This window comes from Alcaligenes sp. AB3 (assembly GCF_031844565.1).
Taxonomy (GTDB): Bacteria; Pseudomonadota; Gammaproteobacteria; order Burkholderiales; family Burkholderiaceae_B; genus Alcaligenes; species Alcaligenes faecalis.
In genome coordinates, this window is record NZ_JAUZVM010000002.1 from 71,212 (window position 1) to 96,123 (window position 24,912).

18 protein-coding genes and 1 tRNA gene are annotated in these 24,912 nt (G+C 53.7%); 11 read left to right on the forward strand and 8 right to left on the reverse strand.

All coding sequences use genetic code 11. The features are described from left to right. Positions 1-2: 2 nt before the first annotated feature. Positions 3-758, forward strand: coding sequence for an IclR family transcriptional regulator (locus tag Q9R35_RS05390; protein WP_035275004.1), 756 nt, complete (start codon positions 3-5; stop codon positions 756-758). An 8-nt stretch (positions 759-766) separates the two neighbouring features. On the opposite strand, the gene Q9R35_RS05395 is transcribed toward Q9R35_RS05390, so the two are convergent. Genes Q9R35_RS05395 through Q9R35_RS05410 form a run of 4 tightly spaced genes read right to left on the reverse strand, consistent with a single transcriptional unit; the run spans position 767 to position 4,614 of the window. After that, a complete protein-coding gene (locus tag Q9R35_RS05395) occupies positions 767-1,933 on the reverse strand; it encodes an acyl-CoA dehydrogenase family protein (RefSeq protein WP_086059782.1) in 1,167 nt (388 codons plus the stop codon). Further along, positions 1,930-3,159: a CoA transferase gene (locus Q9R35_RS05400; RefSeq protein ID WP_311219479.1), complete on the reverse strand. Its 1,230-nt coding sequence runs from the start codon at positions 3,157-3,159 to the stop codon at positions 1,930-1,932. Before Q9R35_RS05400 ends, Q9R35_RS05395 begins: the two co-directional genes overlap by 4 nt. A gap of 17 nt (positions 3,160-3,176) precedes the next feature. Beyond that, entirely contained in the window at positions 3,177-4,175 is a 999-nt protein-coding gene (locus Q9R35_RS05405; protein ID WP_404977939.1) for a tripartite tricarboxylate transporter substrate binding protein, read from the reverse strand. Between the two features lie 58 nt (positions 4,176-4,233). Beyond that, positions 4,234-4,614, reverse strand: coding sequence for a cupin domain-containing protein (locus Q9R35_RS05410; protein ID WP_026484142.1), 381 nt, complete (start codon positions 4,612-4,614; stop codon positions 4,234-4,236). 553 nt (positions 4,615-5,167) lie between these two features. Here Q9R35_RS05410 and Q9R35_RS05415 point away from each other — a divergent pair. The 3 genes from Q9R35_RS05415 to Q9R35_RS05425 all read left to right on the forward strand — a co-directional run bounded on the left by Q9R35_RS05415 (position 5,168) and on the right by Q9R35_RS05425 (position 7,214). Beyond that, positions 5,168-6,232, forward strand: coding sequence for an AI-2E family transporter (locus tag Q9R35_RS05415; RefSeq protein ID WP_021447032.1), 1,065 nt, complete (start codon positions 5,168-5,170; stop codon positions 6,230-6,232). A 308-nt stretch (positions 6,233-6,540) separates the two neighbouring features. Continuing rightward, a tRNA-Leu gene (locus tag Q9R35_RS05420) sits at positions 6,541-6,625 on the forward strand. A 397-nt stretch (positions 6,626-7,022) separates the two neighbouring features. After that, positions 7,023-7,214 (forward strand): AlpA family phage regulatory protein, encoded by a 192-nt coding sequence (locus tag Q9R35_RS05425; protein WP_311219480.1) that lies wholly within the window; start codon positions 7,023-7,025, stop codon positions 7,212-7,214. 198 nt (positions 7,215-7,412) lie between these two features. Here Q9R35_RS05425 and Q9R35_RS05430 read toward each other — a convergent pair whose 3' ends face one another. Continuing rightward, a complete protein-coding gene (locus tag Q9R35_RS05430; protein ID WP_311219481.1) occupies positions 7,413-7,814 on the reverse strand; it encodes a hypothetical protein in 402 nt (133 codons plus the stop codon). A 150-nt stretch (positions 7,815-7,964) separates the two neighbouring features. On the opposite strand from Q9R35_RS05430, the gene Q9R35_RS05435 reads away from it, so the two are divergent. Then, entirely contained in the window at positions 7,965-8,444 is a 480-nt protein-coding gene (locus tag Q9R35_RS05435) for a helix-turn-helix transcriptional regulator (protein WP_311219482.1), read from the forward strand. A 367-nt stretch (positions 8,445-8,811) separates the two neighbouring features. Here Q9R35_RS05435 and Q9R35_RS05440 read toward each other — a convergent pair whose 3' ends face one another. The 3 genes from Q9R35_RS05440 to trfA form a co-directional block, all read right to left on the reverse strand. After that, complete coding sequence (locus Q9R35_RS05440) at positions 8,812-10,368, reverse strand: AAA family ATPase (RefSeq protein WP_311219483.1); 1,557 nt, start codon at positions 10,366-10,368, stop codon at positions 8,812-8,814. A 249-nt stretch (positions 10,369-10,617) separates the two neighbouring features. After that, positions 10,618-12,606, reverse strand: coding sequence for a hypothetical protein (locus Q9R35_RS05445; protein ID WP_311219484.1), 1,989 nt, complete (start codon positions 12,604-12,606; stop codon positions 10,618-10,620). Positions 12,607-12,764: 158 nt separating this feature from the next. After that, positions 12,765-13,862, reverse strand: a complete 1,098-nt coding sequence (gene trfA, locus Q9R35_RS05450; protein ID WP_311219485.1) for a plasmid replication initiator TrfA — start codon at positions 13,860-13,862, stop codon at positions 12,765-12,767. Between the two features lie 921 nt (positions 13,863-14,783). Between trfA and Q9R35_RS05455 the strand changes: the two genes are divergently transcribed. From Q9R35_RS05455 to Q9R35_RS05480, 6 genes are all read left to right on the forward strand, one after another. Then, positions 14,784-15,680, forward strand: coding sequence for a WYL domain-containing protein (locus Q9R35_RS05455; RefSeq protein WP_311219486.1), 897 nt, complete (start codon positions 14,784-14,786; stop codon positions 15,678-15,680). 107 nt (positions 15,681-15,787) lie between these two features. Further along, positions 15,788-18,343 carry an N-6 DNA methylase gene (locus Q9R35_RS05460; protein ID WP_311219487.1) on the forward strand — a complete coding sequence of 852 codons (2,556 nt, stop codon included), beginning with the start codon at positions 15,788-15,790 and terminating at the stop codon, positions 18,341-18,343. Then, a complete protein-coding gene (locus Q9R35_RS05465) occupies positions 18,336-19,577 on the forward strand; it encodes a restriction endonuclease subunit S (protein WP_311219488.1) in 1,242 nt (413 codons plus the stop codon). The genes Q9R35_RS05460 and Q9R35_RS05465 overlap by 8 nt, the downstream gene beginning before the upstream one ends. Before the next feature lie 92 nt (positions 19,578-19,669). Then, positions 19,670-20,839, forward strand: a complete 1,170-nt coding sequence (locus tag Q9R35_RS05470) for a hypothetical protein (RefSeq protein WP_311219489.1) — start codon at positions 19,670-19,672, stop codon at positions 20,837-20,839. 34 nt (positions 20,840-20,873) lie between these two features. Next, positions 20,874-24,107 carry a type I restriction endonuclease subunit R gene (locus Q9R35_RS05475; protein ID WP_311219490.1) on the forward strand — a complete coding sequence of 1,078 codons (3,234 nt, stop codon included), beginning with the start codon at positions 20,874-20,876 and terminating at the stop codon, positions 24,105-24,107. Then, positions 24,107-24,790, forward strand: a complete 684-nt coding sequence (locus Q9R35_RS05480; protein ID WP_311219491.1) for a SprT family zinc-dependent metalloprotease — start codon at positions 24,107-24,109, stop codon at positions 24,788-24,790. The genes Q9R35_RS05475 and Q9R35_RS05480 overlap by 1 nt, the downstream gene beginning before the upstream one ends. Positions 24,791-24,912 lie beyond the last annotated feature (122 nt).

A 24,912-nucleotide genomic window follows, 5' to 3' on the forward strand; every position in this document is an offset into this window, starting at 1 on the left:
GCATGAGCACCAAACCAGCCGAGAGCAATGTCAAAACTGCTCTGCGTGTTATCGAGATCATCGAACTGTTTGCTCGAGAGACACGCCCTTTAGCGCTTTCTGAAATGGCTCGATTGCTGGATGCGCCTGTATCCAGTTGCCTGGCTTTGCTGCGCACGTTGTCTCGGCAGGGTTATATCTACGAGACGGGGCGTCGGCAAGGTTATTACCCGACAGGCCGTTTACTGGCGATGGCCCAGCGTATTTCTCAAGCAGACCCGATTCTGGAAAAAGTACGCCCCAGCCTGGAAGAGCTGCGTAACACTACGCAGGAAACCGTTGTGTTTGGCAAGCTAGATCTGGATAAGAAAGTGGTCTATGTAGAGGTGATTTCTTCCCCACATCCCATCCGCTATGTGGCGGTGGCAGGAACTCAACGCCACGTTCATGCCAACTCTATCGGTAAAGCGTTGTTGTCCCAGATGACGCTGGAAGAGCGCGCCCAGCTTTTGGGTGATGGGCCTTTGGAAGCCTTTACGAACAAGACTCTGACCAGCCTGGACAGTTTGAATGCTGACCTGGAAACCTCTGCGCAGCGCGGCTGGTACGGCAATATGGGCGAGTCCATGTCGGATGTGGGCGGTATTGCGTGGCCGATCCGGCTTTCAGGCGGCAGTTACGCCATTTCGATTGCAGGTCCTGTTTATCGTATTGAACAGAACCTGCAAAGTTACGCGGAGCGCCTGCGTGTAGCTTGCCGTTTTATTGAAGAGGCCTAGAAGGCGGCTCAATAGGACTTGGGCAGCCCCAGCACTTTTTCCGCTATATAGCACATGATTAATTGCGGGCTGACAGGAGCCAGACGCGGAATAAAGCTTTCGCGCAGATAGCGCTCTACATGGTATTCCTTGGCGTAACCCATGCCTCCCAGGGTTTGAATGGCGGTCTGACAAGACTGAAAACCGGCTTCGGCAGCCAGGTATTTAGCGGCGTTGGCGTACTCCCCACAGGGCTTGCCAGCATCGTATAAAGCCGCAGCCTTCAAAGTGACCAAGTCGGCGGCTTCCAGTTGCATCCAGGCCTGAGCCAGCGGGTGTTGTATCCCTTGATTTTGTCCGATCGGCCGCCCGAACACATGCCGTTCCTTGGCGTAGATGGTGGCTTTCTCCAGGGCGGCTCTGCCTAGCCCAATGGCCTCGGAGGCGATCAGAATTCGCTCGGGATTTAGCCCGTGCAACAGATAGCTAAAGCCTTTGCCTTCTTCACCAATGCGATCTTCGACAGGGATACGCAGCCCGTCGATAAATAGCATGTTCGAATCCACTGCATGGCGTCCCATCTTGTCGATATGACGCACTTCGATGGTGCTGCGATCCAGGTCTGTATAGAACAGAGATAGGCCGTCCGTTGGCTTTTTAACTTCTGATAGCGCGGTCGTGCGAGCCAGTAGCAGGATTTTGTTGGCAACTTGAGCCGTGGAAATCCAGATCTTGCGACCATGCACCTGATAATGGTCACCCTGCAAAACAGCACGGGTTTCCAGCTTGCTGGTATCTAGCCCGGAGTTGGGTTCGGTGACACCGAAGCAGGCTTTGTCTTTGCCTTGAATTAACGGTGGCAGAAAGCGGGCGCGTTGCTCATCGTTGCCAAACACCACGACCGGATTCAGACCAAAAATATTCATATGCACGGCAGAGGCGCCTGAAAACCCGGCGCCTGTACGGGAGATGGTGTGCATCATCAGAGCTGCTTCCATCATGCCCAGGCCCGCCCCACCGTATTGTTCTGGCATGGCAATGCCTAACCATCCCCCGTCCGCCAAAGCTTTATGAAAGTCATGGGGATAGACACCATCCTGGTCACGGGCCAGCCAGTACTCGTCATCAAACTGCTGGCAAACCGACTCAATAGCCTGCACCAAGGCGCGTTGATCTTCGCTTAATTCGATATTCATACAATCTGTTCTCGGGGTGAGGGGTGAACGCTGGCTAGCATGGCCTGTATGTCCTGCTCGCTATAGCCCAGCTCGGCCAGAACCTGGGCGGTGTGTTCTCCCAGACTCGGTGCATGGCGTCGAATGCTAAGAGGAGTGCGCGAGTATTTGCCCAAGGGAGAGGGGGTACAGATAGGGCCCTCGGTCGGGTGCTCCATATGCTGCAGATGCTGTACTGCTTGTAGATGCTCGTCATCGATCAACTGTTCGATGGAGTACAAGGGGGCGGCCGGGATGTCGACCTGACGCAAGGCGTGGAGCCAATAAGCCGTGTCCTTTTGCTTGATCTGTGAGGCCACAAAGTCATAGACCTCGCCAATATGAATGGCGCGGGCCGAGTGTGAGCTGAATCGTGGGTCCTGTTGCAGTTCGGGTTGACCAATCAGGGAAAAGAAATTGGTCCAATGCTTGTCGTTATAGATCAGTAGTACCAGAAAGCCATCGCTGGTTTGATAAGGCTTGCGCTCTTTAGCCAGCAGGCGGGCATAGCCGGTGGGACCCAGTGCTGGCTCAAAAGAGTGGCCGCCTAGATGATCGCCCAGCACAAAGTGCGCCATTGCCTCGAACATGGGGATTTCAATGGCCTGGCCGTGGCCACTTTGGCGTGCCTCAATGACACCAGCCAGTACCGCGACGGCCACATGCAGGCCTACCGTGCGATCACAGAGAGTCAACGGCGTATAGCGAGGTACATCACCGGATTGCTGCTGGTAGAGATGGCCTAGCCCTGTCATGCCCTGGATCAGATCATCGTAGGCAGGGCGTCCAGCGTAGGGGCCATCTTCCCCGAATCCATAGGCGCCGACATACACAATGGCCGGGTTGTTAGCAGCGACGCGCTCGTAATCCAGGCCCAGGCGTGCCATGGCAGCCGGGCGCAGATTGTAGAGCAGCACATCGGATTCCCGGATCAGCTGCAGGCAGGCCTCTTGACCGGCCGGGGTTTTCAAATCCAGAACCACAGATCGTTTATTGCGATTCAGATGGAGAAACAGGGCGCCCATAGCCGGGTTGCGCATGGGGCCGACTGCTCGCATGGTGTCCCCGCTGGGGGGCTCCACCTTGATTACGTCAGCCCCCAGATCCGCCAGAATCTGCGTGGCAAAGGGCCCCATCACCACCGAGCTTAAATCCAGAATACGGATACCGCTCAATGGCCCCACATTGTCCTTCTTGTGTTCAGTCATGGTTGGCGTCCACGCAATTACTGAGGGCCGAGATTGGCGTCATTAATCAGTTTTCCCCACAGCACGTACTGTTCTTGAACAAACTGGGCGAACTCTTCGGGCGGGCCACTAAAGGCATCAAAACCGAGCTGGGCCAGCTTCTGGCGCACGGCCTCGTCCTGAACAATTTCATTGATTGTGCGGTTGAGTAGCTGGACGCGCTCCGGATCCATCCCCGCCGGGCCGAAAAATCCATTCCAGGAAGTAATGTCAAAGTCAGACAGGCCAGCTTCTTCCATGGCGGGCAGATCGGGCAGCAAGGCGCTGCGTTTGGCGGTGGACACGGCCAGGGCTTTCAGGCGACCACTATTGATAAAAGCCAGCCCGGAGGTGACGTCGGTAAACATGAAGTCCACTTGCCCGGCGATCAGGTCGGTTAGCGCTTGAGGGGTGCCTTTGTACGGAACATGCAGCGCTTTCATGCCTGCCTGCAGATCCAGAGTGCCGCCTGCCACGATGCCGGTACTGTTGCCAGAGGCATACGTAATCTGACCTGGGTTGGCTTTGGCGTATTGCAGCAGCTGCTCAACGGTTTGGTAGGGACGATCGGGGTTCGTCACCAGGATAAAAGGCAGGTTGCCACCACGGGCGATGGGCGTGAAATCCTTGATCGGGTCGTAGGGCACATTTTTCATTAACCACGGTGCGGCGGAATGCGAGGTATTGGTGGTGATGAACAGGGTGTAGCCATCAGGGGCGGCCCGTTTTACGTAGTTGGCTGCTATCGTGGCATTCGCGCCTGGGCGGTTTTCAACAATGATGGTCTGGCCTACCCGCTTGCCCATCTCTTCCGCAAAGATCCGACCTACGGCATCGGTGCCTGAGCCGGCCGGAAAAGGCACGATCAAGGTAATGGCTCGTTCCGGATACTGAGCCCAGGCATTACCCCCCATCAGCAACATGGCGGCGCCACACGCCAGTACGGCCTTGCAGCGTGAACGTAGCGAAAGCAAAAGATTATTTTTTTTGAAATTCATGGCGGTCTCCTCAGGGTGGAAGGCAGGGCGCGTTAGCTCAAACCAGCAAGCACGTGGATCAGCGGATAACCCGATCGGGGTGTTCTTCGTAGGGCGGCGAGTAAATCACCAGCAGCTGAGCGGGTTCATCGCTGGTGACGGTGAAAACGTGCTTTTTGTCAGGGGGGAGATAACAGCACTCGCCTGCTTTCATCTGACCGCGTTCGCCATCGACTTCCACATCGGCAGTACCGCTGAGCAGATAGCAGACCTGCTCGATTCCAGGATGCGCATGGGGAAGGGCGCCCTGGTTCTTTTCAATCACACCCAAAAGCACCTCCACATGCTTGGCACCGACATTGGCCTGACTGATCAGGCGACGATTCACGGTGCCCGTGTGGTTGGCGGGAGAGTACGCAACGGCGTCTTCGGGACTAACAATCCAAGATGGTTTTTTCATTTCTAAATTTCCTGTGTGAGAAAAATATTTTACGTATGTGAAAAATTAAAAAAACTGGGGTTTACCTGTGGATGATTGATTGGGAGGGTTTAAAGAGAAAAAGATGCCGCAGCGCTTGCCTGAACCCTGAGTCAGGTCAGCAGAGAGAAAGATGGGTAAGGAGGGGAAGGGCTGAGGGCCTTAGCGTGTTGACCCAAAAGGAACGGCGAGTCTGAGAGTTGCCGTGGACATACAAACTTGGTCGTGAGGCGCTAGAGACAACTTTTTTTCTAGGCCTTTAGAGAAGCGAGGAGGATACTTAGTGGGCGATGCTGATCATGTGATTGAGCTTTCAGGCCTTGGCTTGTCTTAACCGCCAAATAGCTTGGTGCTATACCAAGGCTGGCTTGACCTGAAGAACCGGGTTTGCCTAAAGCAAATTTGCCATAGCAAACACCCCACTCAGCTTGTTGTAAGAAACGGGTATTCCTAGGGCTGTGATCATGCTATCGTCAAAAAACTTTCGGGCACCGACCCATGCCCAGACCAATAGACAAGAGGGTCTCCACCGTTTATGCAACCCGTCTTACCCGCATTTCTCATCGCTCGCTGGCTGTTGCTGCTATTGCTGGCCGCAGGCGTCTACTTTTTAAAGGGATTTCTGGTCCCTGTTCTGGCCGCGCTGATCATAGGCCTGGCCGGTTGGCCCTTATATAAACGGCTGGTCGTACGCTGCAACGGCCGCACCGCATTGGCGGCCACGCTAGCCTTGCTGGTCGTCATTGTGGTCCTGGTGGTGCCCTTGTCCCTGGCCTTGTCCTTTGCGATCCAGGAAGCCAGCAGCTTCATTACCTGGGCGCTGGCCGCCAACCGCTACGGCACTCCTACTCCAGAATGGATCAAAGCCATGCCCCTGATGGGCGAGCGCTTGACCGAGTACTGGCAAGTTTATTTAGGCGAACCTCACGCGTTGGGCGAGCTGGTCGAGATGGTTAGCGGCCAGCATCTGGGCAATATCTACCGCATGGTCCTGTCCGCTACCGGCAACGTTTTTCACCTGCTGCTGACCGTGCTGTTCATGCTGATCACGTTGTTTTTCATCTTTAAAGATGGCGACAGGCTGCTGGTGCAATTGGATATTGTTGGTGAGCGCATCCTGCCAGGCCGCTGGCAGCGCTTTTCTCGGGTTGTGCCTGCTACTGTTAACTCCACCGTCACTGGGATGGGCTTGATCGCCTTGGGTGAGGGTGTGGTTCTGGGTATTGCGTACTGGATTGCAGGGGTTCCATCGCCCGTACTCTTGGGTGTGATCACCGGCTTTATGGCGCTGATCCCCGGCGGTGCTCCTCTGTCATTCACAATGGTGTCCTTGTATTTAATAGGCTCTGGCCACCTGGTGGCTGGCGTGAGCTTGTTCCTGTGGGGCGCTATCGAACTGTTCATCGTTGATAAAACCCTCCGACCACGTTTGGTCGGTGGCCCGGTGAAACTGCCGTTCTTGCCGACCTTCTTTGGCCTGGTTGGCGGTGTGCAAACAATGGGCATCGTGGGCTTGTTCATCGGCCCGGTCCTGATGGCCTTGTTGGTTGCGATCTGGAGAGAGTGGATTCGTAACGGGCAGGCTGTGGCAGGGGACTAGATCCCGAATACAGAGTAGAAAATTGAGCAGGCCAGGGCGATGTACCTGGCCTGTTTTTACTTGGAATCCAGGTTTGGGGATGGTCAACTGTACGGTAGGTTTTTACCTGCCGAGAATGCCCGGTTATTGCTTAAGCAGTTGTGACAAAGCAGGCAAAAAATGGGGCTTCAGACGGACTTTGGGTGGGAATGTTTTCAGTGCCAGGCTAAATTTAAAAAAATTGCTGTGGCACTTGCCAAAACCCCCAGGAATCTGCGTATAATAACAATCTTTCCTTCCAAGCCTGGATTCCCAGGTTGCCATACCTAGCCCGGGTGGTGAAATTGGTAGACGCAGGGGACTCAAAATCCCCCGCCGCAAGGCGTGCCGGTTCGATTCCGGCCCCGGGCACCACTTAAATAAGCCCTTGATTCTCAAGGCAATTTTCAGACAACACTCACTGTCTGGCTAAATTCCCGTTGTACTCAGATTTTGCTTGTGCACAGTCCTGTGCACAGTATTTTTGCCTTTGCAAATTCCTGCACCCAGGTTGCGAGTTTCGATTGCATCTCACCTAGTACGCACCCTCTACTCGCTACGCAAGCAGTTGCTTACCCGTCAAAGCATCTTTCGGGCACTGACGCACTTTCTCTGAAATTGCCCCCATCATCCTACCCTTGCCTTCCTATACTCAGCCGGACGTCAGAGGACGCCACCGGACCCAGCGATGCTCCCCTATCGCTTGGTAGAGGAATACATAGAGGTACCGAGGACAGTCTTCCGGATTCACTTTGGGGGAAGGAAGTGAGTAATGCATACAACAGAGTCTTTTTTACGCATCCGCGATGTACTGGCGATCATTCCCGTTTCCCGGGCAACGTGGTACGTAGGCATCCAAGCAGGACGATATCCAGCACCAGTGAAGCTAGGCCCGAGGGCCTCGGCCTGGCGACGCAGTGATATTGATCGCCTGGTTGCGACGCTGAGCGAGAATGCAGAGTAGCGCTGCCCTCAGATCAGCAGCCATTCGGTTGACCGACGCATATGCCCAACCGAGAAATAGAAAACCCGAAGCGGCGACTGCTGCTTCGGGCCTGGGTGCGAACCTTCCTTCGCTGACACTGTACTCACGAATAATGTGAGTGCCATCTTGTCATAACTTCCGCTGAGCTAGTGACATACCTTGCAGCTACCCATCAGACTAGCTAAGCGGCCGCATGGGCAATAGGTCGTCCAGCTCTCTAATTGAAAGGCTGTAGACCGGCCGATCTAATTCAAAAAAGACCTGGTCATCGATGAGCCGAACAGCCAGAAAGACCGGACAACTGGCCGCAGGCGCTTCCTCGCCGTCGTCATCATTAGGATTGAGCAATGTGAGCGCCTTCGCGCACTCCGCGAGCAGCGCCCGGATGGACGCGGTAGATATCTCTAACTGGTCGAGGCCAGCGGCTGCACCCAGAGTCCCAATAGACACGGTGAGCGTTCCCTCAGTACCTCGCTGAAGGCCCAGCAAGATCAAAATACGAAGAATTCGTTTTGCTGACTCGGTCAAGCAGTCAGTATCAAACGCGTTAGGGTGAAAGTCGGTCATCGTACGTTCCATGGAAAAATCCTGGAGCATATTTTTTGGGGCCCAACTTGGAGAAACTATCGCCGGTGGCGGCAGACTCACGCTATTGGTGCTCGAAGGTTAGGTGCCGACGCGACCTATACGTGATTGGGCATGTGCCCGATCACAAAATAGGCAATCAACATGAGAAAGGAAATAGAACAGAAGGGTCATCATCTGAGGCTGGCGCTACGTGTAGCCATGCATGAGAGATCCCACAGCACGTCATACGTCGCAAAGCAAGTGGGAATCAGTCAGAGCTATCTGTCAGAGCTCATGCGGGGTGATAAACCGATGGAGCAAGTTAGCGATAAGCACTTGAGAGCATTCGCTGCTTACCTGGGCGCACCTCCAGTCGCTGGCTTTGTACTTGCAGGCAGACTCGATGCGTCGGACTTCCTTGAGGTTATCCCCTCATTGGAAGAAAGGCTAGAAAAGGCGTTGAGGTTGGTATGTGCATCACCATCGGCAGCGGAAGCTCAAGTCCAGGAGAGCGATCTAGTGGCGTTGCCGATTGCAGTAAAGATGCTAATTGCCTTGCTGTATCAACAAACACAGCAGGCCGACCTACTCCGGCCCTCGCAGACATGGTGGGAATCGAGGCGTATTGTTTTCCAGGACTAGGCAAGTGTGCTCTGCCCCCTACTCAGACTTTGAGTGGGGGGCATTATCCTTGGTAAATTTGCGTGGATTCCGGAAATGATCCGCTGCTACTAATCGGTGAGCTGTCGGATTGTGCGGCACATTCTGAACCGTGACAGCTGCTCACAGGCTGAAGCCCTTACCGAAGTTTCGGTTCGGCATTAGTGGTCATTGAAAGACTTTTTATGAACGGGCGGCTGACTACCCCATCATGCAGCCTTATATTTCCCGGTCGAGGACGGCGGAGCACTCCAAATGCTGACCAATAAGAGAACTAAAACCTAACTTTGAATTTGGGCTCATCCATGCTCCACCCCTTCGAATTTGTCAGTAGACTGGAAATCTTGAACTAACCCAATATCTCTTCAATATGCCTCACTAATGGAGAAACAGCGTCTGGAAAGGCTGTGCAAACCGTGGCGCATAGTCGTTCTATACACTGTGAACGCGAAAGACCGACATTCTGGGCAATCTCATAAAACTCATTGTGCTTACCAGCCTGTAAGCCATACTCAAGAATCCCTTCGACCGCCTCAGGATCCACAGCCAGAGCACCAGCAGTATCGTCACTTACCTCTCTTGCTTTCTGAACGATCCAAGATTCCGGCCAGGTTGCTCCTGGAAGGTAATCAATTCGGGCTCGGTACCATTCCTCAAAGTCAGCCCCGGGATTTTCGGCCATGTTCTTTGCATGGCCGAAGTTATCGGCGTCTTTTGCTTGCTGATCACCATCAAAGATTGCGATTATGGCGCGATCATCCTTTCTTACATAGCAGGCGGCAAGCTGGCGGGCGATAGCAGTCGCTGAGCCAATTACCTTGATGGTCACTCTGGTTCTTATCGAAGCCGAAAACGCAGCTTGCAGTAATGATTTGCCCACGTCATCTTCGACAAGAATTTCAAGCTCATTGCCGGCTTGCGCGCCCATCTTCGCAAAAGCAAAGTCTGGCGAAATTCCACCGGTTAGCTTAGTCTTTCCTCCAATCGTTTCAACGAAGAATCGAGCATCATCGGGCAAACACTCGAATATCTCACGGGAATGGGTCGTGCAAATAACCTGAGTCCCTGTCTCCTTACAAACCTCCTTCAATTTCTTCATGAAGAGCTTCTGGGCTTTCGCATGAAGGCCTAGCTCTATCTCGTCCATTACAAGTAATGCCCTCTCACCGCAAGAATAGATCGTGGAGAAAATCTCGAATAATGCGTTCTCCCCTGCGCCCATGTTGAAGCCAGAGTAAGTTATGTCCCCCACTTTCACTAGCGGAAGGCTGTAGCGCGAGTGCTCAAGGTAGCGAAAATCGTCGTAAGTTTTGCCTAAGATGAAACCAACAGCATCTCGCACCTTGCCTTCCCAACCCTTAGGCTTTACGTCGGCAAACGACCTCGAGTATGAACGAGACTGGCTCCGTTCGCTATGCGGAACAATTCGCTCGATTCCTAAGAAAACTACAGTCTTCTTAACCCTGCTGGCATAGTCATTCCATTTCCCCCCCTTGTTCTTGCGTCGCTCCTGCACGCCCAAACCTCTACCTTCAGGAAAAGACTCGCTCTTCTTCCATTTATCATTGGCGATTGTGTAGCGAATCTCTATGCCGTCGGGCGCCGCCTCTTCCCGATGCCGTATGAAAAAGTCAGAAAACGTGTAGTACGGATGCTTCCGTCGTGGGGCTTTAAATGCATCCTTATTTGCATGATAGGCGCAACTCGCCAAGGCAAGAATGGTGGATTTTCCCGCACCATTCACGCCAGCGAACGCAGTGATAGGGTAGTTCAGCGAGATGTCCATGGAGCTAACGCCACGAAGGTTGCCTTTTACTACGCAAATTCGTCGAAGTAACGCTTTCGACATATCGGAACCAAACCACAACCTCAAATCTTTGTCTACTTTGCTTTCCCGGTATTTCATTATTGCCCCTCAAAACCGATCGTTTTTTATTTAGTAGCAATTAGACATTATTGCTTAGGCCGATAGAGCTAGCAATGAGGTTTTCTAGCGCTCGGGCGTTCCTACCGATTATGCTCATTTACAGATATAAGGGCATAGAACAGCTTATGGCCGAAAGCAACCATTCCTTGCATCAGGGTTTGGCACGCCTTATATCCTGACTAAGCCCATCCTCAGGATGTTAGGCGGCACAGACCATAATAGATGCTCCTACATCCGCTTGAACGAGCTATCCAGCAATTCAGCCATGCGCTCACTACCATCGTTTGAGCGCAGCCATGCATAGTGGCGTTCCACCGTTACAGGGCGATCATTGAGTACCAGCGCAGCTGTCTTGTAGTCCCCTCCATCCGCTTTCAGGATCGATGTTGCGACAATATGCCGAAAGGCATGTGCGCGGATACCGACGCAGCGCACAAGATACCGCGCCGTGAGCCTGGCTACATGCCGACTCAACCCCTCCCACGGCCTATGCTCCGTAATGCCATGGGAAGGCATCGCCAATAAAACTAGGTCAGTCGGTTCGCGCAGTAGTTTGGGACGGAAAATGAACAGGTAACGCTCAATATCCCGCCAGGCAGACGCATGGACCTGGCTGTCATAATCCCTGTCACCAGCAGCACCTTTCACGTTCTTGAACTTCGCCCTTGAGATGTGAACCCACCATGACTTATCAGGGCGCTGGTACAGCTCGCCTGTGTTATCAGCTCTCCAGGTCAAACTTGCGAGCATACGAAAGCGCAACGGGTTGCTTATCAGCAGCCTCAACAACACCAAGTCACGGGCCCAGAGAGCCTCTCTGCGAGGCTGGCCAACAGGGCGATCAGCGCGAATCCGCTGGATCATATCGGCCATGGCATCCATGGGCTGCAAAGCTTGCAGAATGTGCTTCAGGGGCTCCATGGATGATCTGGAAGCGACTATCTCATCCTTGAAGGACTGATTCAACTGATCGAGTAATTCAAACTGACGCTGACACAACGTCTCCCAGTCGTAATCCCAGTACTTCTGCGGGAGTGTTTTCAGGAGCTCAGGGCGTTGCCGCAAGTAGCCAACCTCAGGGCGCACCACCGAGCCAATGAACCCAAAAAACTGCGGCACTCCGCGGCTCAGTACTCCCACTCGTTTTCGTTGCCATTCGATGTATTGCTCGATGTAGTCTGGGACGGCCAACCACGCCATTGTTTCGGCAGTCTCTTTGGCCATGCCTAACCCGCCTTCGCTTTTGTCGAGACCAAGCCAACCAAGGTACGATGCCGTCTTGTACCAATTGATTCGCGCGGTAGCGACTTCTCGACCATCCAAAAACTCAAACCAACTCGATGGTCTGAGCGGTGTTATGGGGCAAGGGGAAAACCGCCACTTGGCCAAACGGCTGCGTTTGTAACGTGGTGCGGCTGAGGTTTTATACCGGAGAAATTCGGTCCACTGCTCTCGCAGCAATGAGCCCTCATCCGGCTTTGCGCAGAACTGCAACTTAGTGAGCTCCACAATCTTTTGATTGAAAGGAACAGGAGCCGGCGTGCCACCGACAGTCGGCTTAAAGCCGTAAGGACGCATTCCCGAAAGATTAACCAGTAGATTCCTCTCTAGGCCGAAAAAGCCTTCTAGACGCAGAAGGTAGCGAGCACTGCCGGCGCGAGGAATCTTTCCGCGCAACCAGCCCCAGAGCATGTCTTTCGGGATACCTGCCCGTCTTGCCACATGGGCGACGGGTATGTCCCCAATTACGCTTTGGAGAGTCTGCTGAAACGGCGTCTGACTGCCTGCGTTAAGGGCCGCTGTTGTGTCCAGCTCAACGACGGCTTCCTTCCAACGTCGCATCATTGAGCGATTGTTGGAAATGTCCCGGTTCGACTTGCCATCGTCTACCAAATAGCTGAAGAAGCGGTCCAGAGCCTCGATGTGGCTTACACGCATCTCATTGCCGATGACATCATCCATGCTCAAGCGATTGGCCCGTAGAAAGCTTCGCAGTACGGTCGCGCGGTTTGCCGCGGTCTGCGCATTGATAGTTTGGATCTCGACTTGACGATTCAGGTTTTCCAGTAGGGTTTGATAGGTTAATGGTTGGCTCATAAATCTCTTTCTAGCCGAACCACCTTGGTTTTCTGCCGTCTGCGAAGCAGTTATAGACGACGGAGTGAAATACCTGACGATTTTGTAACCAACTGATTTGTTTGGTTTTTTCCCTTTCACGGGTTTCCCCCTTTGAGCTGCAAAGGGACACAAATCTCAGGTAGTCATCGGGCGAAGGTGGCTCAGCAAAAAAACTTCGCCTCCCGTATAGGCAAATTACCCTGACCATGATCAGAACATTCAGCTTTAGCATCACCCCAGCACCTAGACTCCAGCCCTCACTCCCCGTTCCAACTCACCCGATGAACCTGGATCTTCTCCCCGTCATTCGAGAAGTGATACTCCGAAATCCGGCACGAGGGCGGCGTATCGCCGGCTTTTAATTTGTCGAGCGCTTCGCACAGTCCCTTTCGGAAGTTGCTGAACCTAGATTCATAGCCGGACATTTCATGTAGCTTTTTCACGCTGAGCCACAGCGGACCTTGGTGGGTTGCATAGAAACTTGCCAGCCACCCCTGGAGCCCGCTGTAATCCATCGCCTTTCGTTCCAGCGCTGTCCAAGCTCCCGGCCCGAAAAGCTCGGCAACAGATTCACTGACCCGCAGCCAGAGTCGATCGCTGCCCAGGGGAGCGCCTGCGATTGCTGATGCCTCAACATCTTGCTCACTGTCTTCGAATGAAACCGAGAGGAATTTTGGCACTTCGAGATTGAGACGATCTCGCCGAATTCGTAGCTGGGCAAAGCTCAGTCTTAGCAGGCTTGCACGGATTGAGTGATGCAACCTCACGCTGTATGAGCGGCCCATCCGCTTAGCGAACTCGTAGAAGGTCGTCCCGACATGCTTGTTCTCCGTCTCCGGAGAAAGCGGACGCTCGCGGTAGTAGTCCAGGCAGGTCGCATAGACGATACGGTCGAACTGGCAAAGCTCATACCCATTCAGCGTCACGGTGACGTTGTTGAATGACGCGATCGTCTTGTTGACGACCAGCAGGGATGTATCGCCGGATAGCACCTGGTCGTTCAGCGTCGGCACTTTGCGACTGCTGGAGAACAGGGCACAGCGCAATAAAGCGTTTGGCAGCACTTGAGCCACATCGGAGAGCGTTGGCAGGTAGGTTTCTGCGCCGCGTCGGGTCGCCTGCCGGCTTCGCGCGGACGTGAGTTCGTCCCGGGTAGCGTTCGACGGCAATATCTTGACGGGCTCTTCTTGCTTCTTGATCCTCAGCTCACTGGTGTGAGCAAGGGACGATAGCGTGTTCGAGGCTTCAAGCAGTTCTTCGCGCGCATCAGGGGCCGCCTTCAGGGCGGCGCGTGCAGTGGCTTCAGCAAGGGCTCGAAGCTTATCGGCGCGGGAGAGGTTCGTCAATTCAGCCATTCTTTCCCTCAGTCTGGTTCATACGCACAAAGCTCTCCATCAAGGAGCGCAGAACCTCCGATGCATTAAAGCCAAGCTGATGGCACGTGCCATGAAAACTGCTATGCAGGTCTCGAGGAACCCGGGCAACAAATTGGACTGTGGTGGGGGAATGGCGGGATGCGTTCTTTTTGGTTGGCTCGGTGCTGCTCATATGGAACTCGGTAGGACAACGGGATTTGATGTGTATATACACATCAGTGCGTCCATGACCGAGTCAGTCGACTCAGGATAGTTCCTAACTTCGATTTCAGAGGGAGGCTCAGAGGGAAACGCTGCCCAAACGACTTGTACGCCACAGCATTAAAACTTGTACTCCACAGCACGGCGACTTGTACTCCGCAGCACCAAAACTTGTACTCCACAGCATGCTGGGCTGATAGACATCCAAAAACGCCATTAAATTGCTAGGAGATTTGATGTGTATATACACAGCCATAGACATGGTAGACCTCTGTAGCCTGCATAGCCCCTCATTCGATGGAGCCTCTCAAGCTTGAGATGATGCGCCAGCGATGAGGCGTCCAGCAATCCGAGGCATTGCACCCGATCTGGGTTGAGGAGTTCATTGGGCGCGGATGCTCGGTTTCTGCACCCAGGGCCGAGGTGGTGCGAGCGTGGTATCGACCAACCCTGACGGAGCGCAGTAGCCAACTCCAGGATAGGGTTGCGGCCGCTGGCCGCCTGGGTGCCGGCTGTCCATTGCTCACTAGCGACACCGCGGTGTGTCACTGTCTGATGCAAGGTCGCCAAATCCTTGCTTTTCTACAAAAACAGCCTCAGAATATAATCATTTTGATCATAACGTCGGGCTAAGAATGATAAGAATAGTGTACTTCTCTAGCCGTTTCCCCCGTTCTCTTGGCTAAGGAGACACTAACTGTGCGCTCCAAAAGTGTCGATGACCTGAGCCATGCGCAGCGCGAGCGGCTGGCCTACATCGATTTTCGGCTCTACTTCTTCGGTGAGGTCGGGCGCCCGGACCTGGTCAGCCGGTTCGAGATTGCTCCTGCGGGTGCAACAAGAGACCTCGCCTTGTACAGAGAGATCGCCCCGCAAAACATAGAGTTCGATGGCAGCGGCAAGATCTACCGTATTGGCAAAAGCTTCACCCCAACTTTTGAGCATGCCTCGCCACGCGTCTTGTCAGCACTTGCCTTGGGATTTGGTGATGGAGTGAGTGGAGATTCACAACCGCTTCTACCTTGCGAATCTCCATCGGTATTGACAAGCCCTCGGATGGATGTGCTGGCCCCTATTTGCCGAGCGATTCACGCCAAGCGACCAGTGGCCATCCGTTACCACACGATGAGCAGCGGGGAATCTGAGCGAGTCATCGTACCGTTTGCCCTAGTTGACACCGGGCTGCGCTGGCACGTGAGGGCATTCGATCGCAAGAGCGGTGAGTTCCGCGACTTCGTCATTACGCGAATAGAGGCGCCTGTCTTGCTCGACGAGGAGCCGAAGTCCAATGAGCGGTCCGACAATGATATCCAGTGGACACGAATCGTTGAGCTGGAATTCGTCCCGCACCCACGCCTAAACCGGCCGGAAATCATTCGAATGGATTACGCCATGAAGGATGGCTCGATCCGGATGCGCGTTCGCGCTGCTGTTGCAGGCTACATGCTCCTGCGCTGGAGTGTGGACTGCTCACCCGATCACAGCCTCCAAGACGAGCAGTACCGCCTGTGGCTCCGCGATCCGCTGGCACTCTATGGCGTCGAGAACGCAAAACTGGCTCCGGGTTACCGTCATCCGACGACGCACCTTCATTAAATTCAACTTGGTATGTCGCTGAGATTACCGAAAAAGCTAAATCTAAAGGTTCATGCATGAGCAATAACGCTATACAGATACCCCCGAACAAATTGGTTGGAGAATCTGTGGCCAGTCGTCATCGCAAAAAGCTTACTCTTACGCAGCTCGAGTCCTTTCTTCTTAAGGCAAGTGACATCCTCCGCGGTAATATGGATGCCTCGGAATATAAGGAGTACCTCTTTGGGATGCTATTCCTGAAGCGGCTATCCGACCAGTTCGCGGCGGACCGCGCAGCCTTGCTCAAGGAGCTGCAAGCGTCTGGTGCATCTGCAAAGGTCATCGAGACCAAGCTCAATCACAAGCGCAGTCCCCACTACACCTTCTGGGTGCCTGAGCGCGCACGCTGGGAGCTCGATGAGCCCATCACTCTCGAGAATGGCCAACAATTCCGCGGCCTGATGCATGTCAAGCAGAACGTCGGAGAGATGGTGAACAAGGCCTTGGCCGCCATCGAGGAAGACAACAGCGAATCCTTGAGCGGCGTGCTCAAGCCAATTAATTTCGTGCACACCAAGGGCGACAAGAAGCGCGTTCTGCCCGACGACAAGATCGTCGACCTGATCACCCACTTCAGTACGGTCAAGCTGGCCAACGCAGACTTCGAATTCCCTGACCTCCTCGGTGCCGGTTACGAATACCTCATCAAGTACTTTGCTGACTCGGCCGGCAAAAAAGGCGGCGAGTTCTACACCCCGGCACCGGTCGTGCGCCTGCTGGTGCAGCTGCTCGAGCCTATCGAGGGCATGTCTGTCTACGACCCCACCTGCGGCTCCGGCGGTATGCTCATCCAATCGGGGCAATACGTCGAGGAATCCGGAGGTAACGCCCAGCGTATGGCGCTGTATGGACAGGAACTGTCGGGCACCACCTGGGCCATCTGCAAGATGAACATGATCTTGCACGGCTACCGAGCAGCAGACATTCGCAACGAAGATGTCTTGGGCAAGCCGCAGCACATCAATGATGGTTCGCTGATGCGATTCAAGCGGGTGCTAGCCAATCCACCGTTTTCGCAGAACTACTCCAAGGCGGAAATGCAATTCCCTGAACGCTTCCATACTTTCATGCCGGAAAGCGGCAAGAAGGCTGACATGATGTTCGTTCAGCACATCGTAGCTACGCTAGATCAGGATGGCAAAGCTGCTGTAGTGATGCCGCACGGAGTGTTATTCCGTGGTGGCCCCGAGAAGGAGGCCCGTAAGAAAATCATCGAAGCTGGCAACCTAGAAGCCATCATTGGCCTTCCGCCTGGCCTCTTCTACGGAACAGGCATTCCCGCCTGTGTTTTGGTGCTGTCGAAGATTGGCACCAAGGACCGTAAGGATGTGATGTTCATCAACGCCGACCGTGAATTCAAGGAGAGCAAGAACCAGACTATCCTTCGCCCGGAAGACATCGAAAAGATAGCCTACGTGTATCACGAACGCCTTGAGGTGAAGGGCTACTCCGAATTGATTCCTTTCGCAGACCTGAAGGCCGAAGACTGGAACCTGAACATCCGTCGCTATGTGGACAACTCTCCTCGGCCTGAGCCGCAGGATGTGCGCGCCCATATCCACGGCGGCGTACCCACGACCGAAATTGATGACCTCCAAGGATACTGGAAAAACTACGGCACCTTGCGTGATCAGCTGTTTGCTCGTCGCGCCGGGGACGCCGCGTATTGCGACTTTGTGCCGGCGCTGAAGGCCGACAAAGCGCAAGCAAAGCTCTTGGTTGAAAAGAACGATTCGGTGAAAGCCACCAATGCGAAGTTTGCAGAGGCCTTGACCTCCTGGTGGCAAGCCAATGTTGGCGACCTTAAGCAGCTGCCCAAACTCGGTAGCTTTGTACCGTTGCGCAAGAAGTTCGCTCAAAGTCTCGAGGACACCTTGGTGCCTTTCGGGTTGTTGGACAAATTTCAGATTCGGGGAGCCTTTGCAGAGTTTGCCAGCGAGCTGACGACTGACTTCAAATCGGTTGCCGCATCTGGTTGGAATGCGGATCTGATTCCGGCAGACGACATCCTGGCCGCCCAGTTCCCTGACGTACTGAAGGAATTGCAGAAGGCTCAAGAAACCATCGTACGCCTGCAAGGCGAATTTGAAGCTGCGGAGCCTGGGGAAGGCGAAGAGGTTGACGAGGTCGATCTCGACACCTACGACTTCGAGGAAGGCGGTGATGTGTTGCGCAAAGCCGTTATTGATGCACTGAAGGCTCGCAAGAAAGAACTGGCACGCGAGGCTAAGGCCTTGAAGAAAACGGCTCCGGCTGAAGCGAAGGCTTTGGAAAACGAGATCTCGAAGGTTGAGTCTTTGATGGCCAAGCATACGGCCAAAGAAGATGAGCTGAAGGCCGCCAAGCAGACTGTGAAAGCCATTGAACTCAAGCGTGATGTCCTAGTGGACAAGGCTCGAGACGCCATCTCGGATGCGGACGCTGAGCAGCTAATTCTGGAGCGCTGGAAGAAAACGCTAGTTAACGCATATGAAAATCGTGTAGCAGCGTACCAGGCGCAGCTTGTCGGACGGATCGAACTGTTGTGGGCCAAGTATGCCGTAACTTTGCAGGATATTCAGGCAAAGCGTACAGCCGCAGCGGCGAAGCTGAGCGCCTTTCTGATGGAGAAGGGTTATGAGTGAGTTTTTGTCTGTTCCAGAGGGATGGATCCTTCGAAAGTTTGGAGAAGTCGCTCAGCTCACAAAAGGGGTCACTTATACCAGTGATCAGTATTGCGATCAGGGAAAGGGTGCTGCCTTTTTAACAATTAAATCTGTTGCCAAAAACGGTGGTTATAAGCCAGAAGGTATCAAATATTACTCCGGCCCTATTAGCTCCAAGCAAAAACTCGCAGTTGGAGACTTGTTAATAGCGAACACAGACCTGACGCGGGCTGGCGATATTGTTGGCTGTCCTGTAATAGTTCCGAAACTACCTCAGGACGAGATTACTATGTCAATGGACCTATCAAAAGTCGAGGTAAATGTTGATTTAATAGATAAGCGTTACTTGGCTTATGCGCTAATGCTCGATGGAGCACGAAGCTTCATGAAAGACAACGCTAGCGGATCCACCGTGCTGCACCTTAGGACATCCCAAGTTCCGATGCTACGGCTACTAGCTCCTATTTCCTTGGATGAGCAACGTGGAATTGCCGAAGTGCTGTCGGCGCTGGATGAGCAGATTGAGGCGTCAGACGCTCTAGTTGACAAACTGACGTTGCGTCGCAAAGGGTTTGTGCAAGAAGAACTGCTATCAGCAATCAACGCGTCCTCAACGGTAGCCTTAGGCAGTGTTTGCTCCGTTATTACGTCTGGTTCAAGAGGATGGGCGCAGTACTACTCGCCGGAAGGTGATCTGTTCCTTCGCATAGGCAATCTTACAAGGTCTCATCCGAACCTTCGATTCGAAGATGTCATCCGTGTCAAGCCACCTGAGGGGGGAGAAGGCCAACGTACTCGACTCGAAGCGGGTGATGTATTGATTTCGATTACCGCAGACCTCGGCATAATCGGCTGCGTTCCAAAGAACTTAGGCTCGGCCTACATCAACCAACACATTGCGTTGGCTCGTATTACCGACACTGACCTTGATCCACGGTGGGTAGCTCATGCTCTGGCCAGTCCCTTTGGCTTCGATCAAATTTCAAAACTGAATGACGGTGGAGCCAAGGCCGGACTCAATCTCCCCACCATTAAAGCTCTTCGAGTTCCCAAACCACGCTTAGCGATCCAGAAGAAACTAGCTACTCTACTTGACGCTGCCGATGAAGAAATCGCCGCGGAAAAAGAGTTAGCCGAAAAACTTCGCCTTCAAAAGCAAGGTCTCATGCGGGACCTTCTTACCGGCGCGGTTCGCGTCGCGGGAGCCCACTGATGCGGAGTACGCGAAATTATCTCTTCTCCGATGGAGACCTACAGTCCTCGCTTGATAATCAGCTTAAGACAGCTCGTAATGCTGTAGCAAGCATGCGCCGAGATCAGTTTTTGGCAACCTCAATTGATACGCTGGTAGAGCATCTTGTAGCCGAGTATTCAGTGACACCGCTGACCCTCCATGAGGAGCAGCGGTCTATGGACAGAGAAGAGGCTCAGATCGATGTAACTGGTCGGTTTGACTATGTCCAAGCCCACTCGGGGCCTACGATCGCCAAAGGCTTTCGATTCACCTTCTATTACCCGTTCAGCGGGGACGCAAATCTCTGGAAGTTGCGTCCAAATACATGGTCCACGGGGCTGCCGTCCGCCGAGGTTGATGCTCGCCGCTCACTTCTCATTATCCGTATCGAGAACACCAGCAGCGCAAGCCCGGAACAGCTAAAACAATCCTTGGATTCGCAACTGAGCAATATTCGTAACTACATCGGGTGGCAGGCTCAGATGCTATCTGCCTTCAATGAGCAGCTTCCGCGCCAAATTCGAGAGAGCGTTGAGAATCGTCGCAAGGAGTTGGAACAACTTGATGGGTTTGCAGCAGTTTTCGACATTCCCTTGGTGAAGAAGCCGGGCATGCCAGATTTCAAGCCCATTGAGATGGTAAAGAAGGTTAGCCGCCCGCTACCACGAGTTCCAGCTACCGGTGTCAAACCCGAGCCAGCCATCAATGCGGAAGCGTTTGAGGAGATCCTTAGAATTATCCGCCATGCGGGAGCGTCATTCGAAGGCACTCCACAGACCTATGCCGCCATTGGCGAAGAAGGCTTGCGGGACAATATGCTTTCGCACATCAACGTCATCTTCGAGGGTAAGGCAACCGGTGAGACTTTCCGTAAATACGGGAAAACAGACATCCGGATAGAAGAAGAGTCTCGTTCGGCGTTTGTGGCGGAGTGCAAGCTGTGGGGTGGTCAGAAGCTGCTTGGAGAAACTCTCGATCAACTGCTTGGTTACCTGACCTGGCGAGACTGCAAGGCAGCTTTGGTCATCTTCAATAAGAGCGTTGCCGGATTTTCTGGCACCCAAGAACAGGTGCGCCCAGCTCTGATTGCTCGGCCTGGCTATCTTAGGGAGCTATCAGCTCCCGCTGGTGAATGGAGGTTTGTCTTTCAGTCCAAAGAGGACCCTTCCAGAGAGGTCACGGTTCACGTGTTCATGTTCAACCTCTACGTCGCTCCGGACAGGGCCGGGAAGAAGCGTTAGTCCTATACAAAAAGACAAACCATAGGGAGCAACAATGTCCGAACGCCTACAAGTAGAAAAACCATTCCTCGACCAGCTGGCAACCCTTGGTTGGGATGTCATTGATCATGGCGAGTCGCTGCCGTCCTCCCCGGATAGTAGCCATCGCAGCAGTTTCAAAGAGGTTGCGCTCAGGAGTGTGTTTTTCGAGGCCGTTCGGGCGATCAATCTGGATGAGGCTGGGCTCCCTTGGCTGACCGACGTTCAACTCGATTTTTTGTTTGAGCACATCACGTCCCGCCCAGGTTCTTTGGTTGAAGCCAATCGGGCTGTGCATGAGGTGCTGCTTGCCGGTATCGATGACCTCGACCATGAGACTGCTGCCGGCGTTGTAAAGCGTAAGGCGCGATTCATCGATTTCGACAAGCCGGAAAACAACCACTTCGTGGCCATCAATCAGTTTCGCATTGATACCCCAGGCCAGGCTAAGGAACACATCCGTCCGGACATCGTACTGTTCGTGAACGGCTTACCCCTGGTGGTTATTGAGGCCAAGGAGGCCAACACGTTTACCAGCCTGCCGCTGGAGGAAGCCAAGCGCCAAATTTTGCGCTATTCCGAACGCCGTGATGAGTCGACCAAGGGTGGAGTCAAGGAAGGCGAGGAACGCCTGTTCCACTTCAACCTGCTCTCGATTGCGACTACGGGCACCCAGGCGGTGTATGGTTCGATCACCGCGGAAATGGACGAGTTCCAAACTTGGCGCTCCATCGAGCCGCCCGAATACCAGACCTACACCCCGCCGCTGGGAGGAGCCCCTCGAGCTCAAGAGGTTCTCATCCAGGGAATGCTCCCAAAGCCCACGCTGCTCGACTTGCTCCAGAATTTCTGCCTGTTCGCCACCAAGCGCGACAAGCTCATCAAGGTCGTTTGCCGATACCAACAATACCGCGCCATTCTCAAGGCTTTGGCCCGCATCCGCTCGAACGAAGGACCGAATCGCGGAGGCGTTATATGGCACACGCAAGGCTCCGGCAAGTCGCTGACGATGGTTTTCTTCGTGAAGAAGCTGCGCTCCTCGAAGGACCTGTTTGATTTGAAGGTGGTGATGGTCAATGACCGCACCGACCTGGAAGATCAGCTCGGGGGGACTGCTCACCTGGCAGGGGAGAAAGTTACGACCATCGGTAGCTCTCAGGAGTTGAGAGAAAAACTGGCCGGCAATGACTCAGGCCTCTACTTGGTAATGGTCCACAAGTTCCGTGAGGCTGCGGAGCAGCTCCCTGAGAGCGTCAAGTCGGCGCTAGGCATCCCGTTGGCGGCGCCTAAGCTCAAACCGTTCCCCGAAGTGAATTCATCCGATCGCATCATCGTCTTTATTGATGAAGCCCACCGGACCCAGTATTCAGATCTCGGCAACAACTTGGCTATCGCATTCAAGAACGCCATCAAGATTGCATTCACTGGTACGCCGCTCATAACGGCACGGCACGACCAGACTACGATGCAACGCTTTGGCGACTACATCGACACCTACAAGCTGAAAGACGCCCAGGAAGATGGCGCAGTGCTGCCCATTGTCTACACAGGGCGTACAACGGACACTGCGTTGTCTCACAAGTCGGAGTTTGACGAGAAATTCGATGATCTTTTCGCCGAGCGTACCGAGGAGGAGCTGGAGGCGATTAAGAAGAAATACGGCACCCGGGAGGATATCTTGGAGGCTGAGGCGCGGATTGCCGAAGTCTCAAAGAACCTGGTGAAGCACTACATCGAAAATGTCATGCCTGATGGCTTCAAAGCCCAAGTCGTGAGCGTTTCGAAGATCGCAGCACTTCGCTATGAGGGGGCCATCGCCAAAGCGCTTGAGGAGTACGCTGACAAATATGCCAAGCGTGCGGACGCAGATGCTGAAACCCTCAAACGCATCAATTTCCTGAAGGCGGCCGTGATTGTGTCGGTCGATGGCACCAACGAGCTGGCCGGCGTCCTGGAAGCAAAAAAACGGGCTAAAGAGCTGGATGCCGTAAACAACTTCCTCAAGCGCTTTGACTACGATAAGCCTGAGACTGGGATCGCATTCCTTATCGTGTGCGACATGCTCCTGACGGGCTTCGATGCACCTATCGAGCAGGTGATGTACATCGACAAACCCTTGCGTGAGCACACCCTGTTGCAGGCCATTGCTCGAGTGAACCGCACGTACCCGGGTAAGAAATTCGGTCTGATCGTTGATTACGTTGGGCTGACCAAGCACCTGCGCGAGGCACTGAAAATCTATGCCAGCGATGATCAGGATGACATCTTGCAGGGCATGCACTCCATGGAAGAGGAGTTTGCCAAGCTGGAAGGCACCTATGGCCGACTCATCTACTTCTTCAAGGAGAACAAGCTGCCCGACGCTGAGGACTGGGGAAATCAAAAGCTTGGTACAGAGGACGACTACCTGGTCTTTGAGATGATGATGGATGTGCTCGAAGACATTCAGCAGCGCGAGACCTTTTCTGTCTTACTGATGTTGTTCTTGCAGGCCTTGAACACGATACTTCCCGATCCAAAGGCGAGTAGCTATATAGCGCCAGCAAAGCGCTTTGCCTGGCTAAAAGCACAGGCTCGTGAGCGATTCAAAGATGAGGGGATGAGTTTTGGCAATGCTGGCGAAAAGGTCAAAAAGCTCATCAACGAGCACTTGATTAGTTTAGGCATCAACATGAAGGTGCCTCCTGTCGAGTTGATGTCCGCTGCTTTCCCTGATCAGGTAAAGAAAGGCAAGTCGTCGAAGGCGAAGGCGTCGGAGATGGAGCACTCACTTCGCAAGCACATCACCGTGCATATGGAAGAAGATCCTGCGTGGTTTGGCTCCTTATCCGAAAAGCTTGAGGAGGTGCTGAAGAAGTACAAGGACAACTGGGACGAACAGGCCAAGCAGTTGGAACTACTTGTTGGCACCGCAAAGTCTGGACGTTCGAAGGCGCCTACGGAAGGTGTGGACGCCAAAGCAGTTCCGTTTTACGAAATGTTGCTCAAAACTCTCGAAAAATCCATAAAGCTGACTTCGACAGACAAAGCAGGTATGAAGTCGTTGGTGAATGGCTTGATGCCTATGCTCAAGGATGAAATGACGACCCCTGGGTTCTGGGCAAACAGCGTCATGGTTTCGAATTTGCAGGGCTTGGTCGAGGACCGCTTAGTCGACAGTGGCGTGGATATTTTGGTGGAGCATTTCGAGACGCTGGCCCAGGATGTTGTGCAACTAGCCAAAGCCCGACATTCTGATATTCTCAGCTGATGCTTAAGGTTGCTGACATTGATTGCACCGTGCTGCGCTCTGCCCGTCGGAGCGTAGCTATTTTTATTGAGCGAGATGGCTCGGTGAGCGTACGCGCTCCATCGTCGATTGCTGACGAACAGCTGGTCAAGGTCGTCGAAAAGAAACTGCCTTGGATCTATCGAAATATGGCTCTGTGGCGGGAGCTCAACCGCAACGTGCCAAAACGTGAGTTTGTATCAGGTGAGTCATTCTATGTAGCCGGCAAACCTTGCATTTTGGATGTGCGATCGGACACCAATAAGCCGTTAGAGTTGGTAGGCGATCGTCTGGTATTGAAGCGCAGCCAACTGGCCAAGGCGGAGGAGCTTCTCCGGGCTCTGTACAGGAAACTAGGCTATGAGCGGCTCCCAGGGATCATTGACCGGTATGCCTCCAGGATGGGTGTCCGTCCCGGAAAGCTGCGGGTTTGGGAGCTCCAGAATCGCTGGGCATCATGCTCCGAACTGGGCAATCTCAACTTCCACTGGAAGGTCATGTCATTGCCTGGGGATGTGCTCGAGTATCTGGTCGTGCACGAACTCGCCCACATCAAGCACCGAAACCATACAAAAGAGTTCTGGGGTGAAGTGGACAAAGCGCTGCCTGGCTGGAAGCACGCGGCAGCTTGGCTGCGCGATAACGGAGCCGGTAGGACGTTTTAACTTGTTTGCTTCGCTTAAGCACAACGTCTTCTGATCAAACTTTAGCTGTATAAATCTAGACTTGATATGACAAGCACTGGCAGACCGTAAACGACCCAAAGCGGACGGTGGGTCTGAGCTGT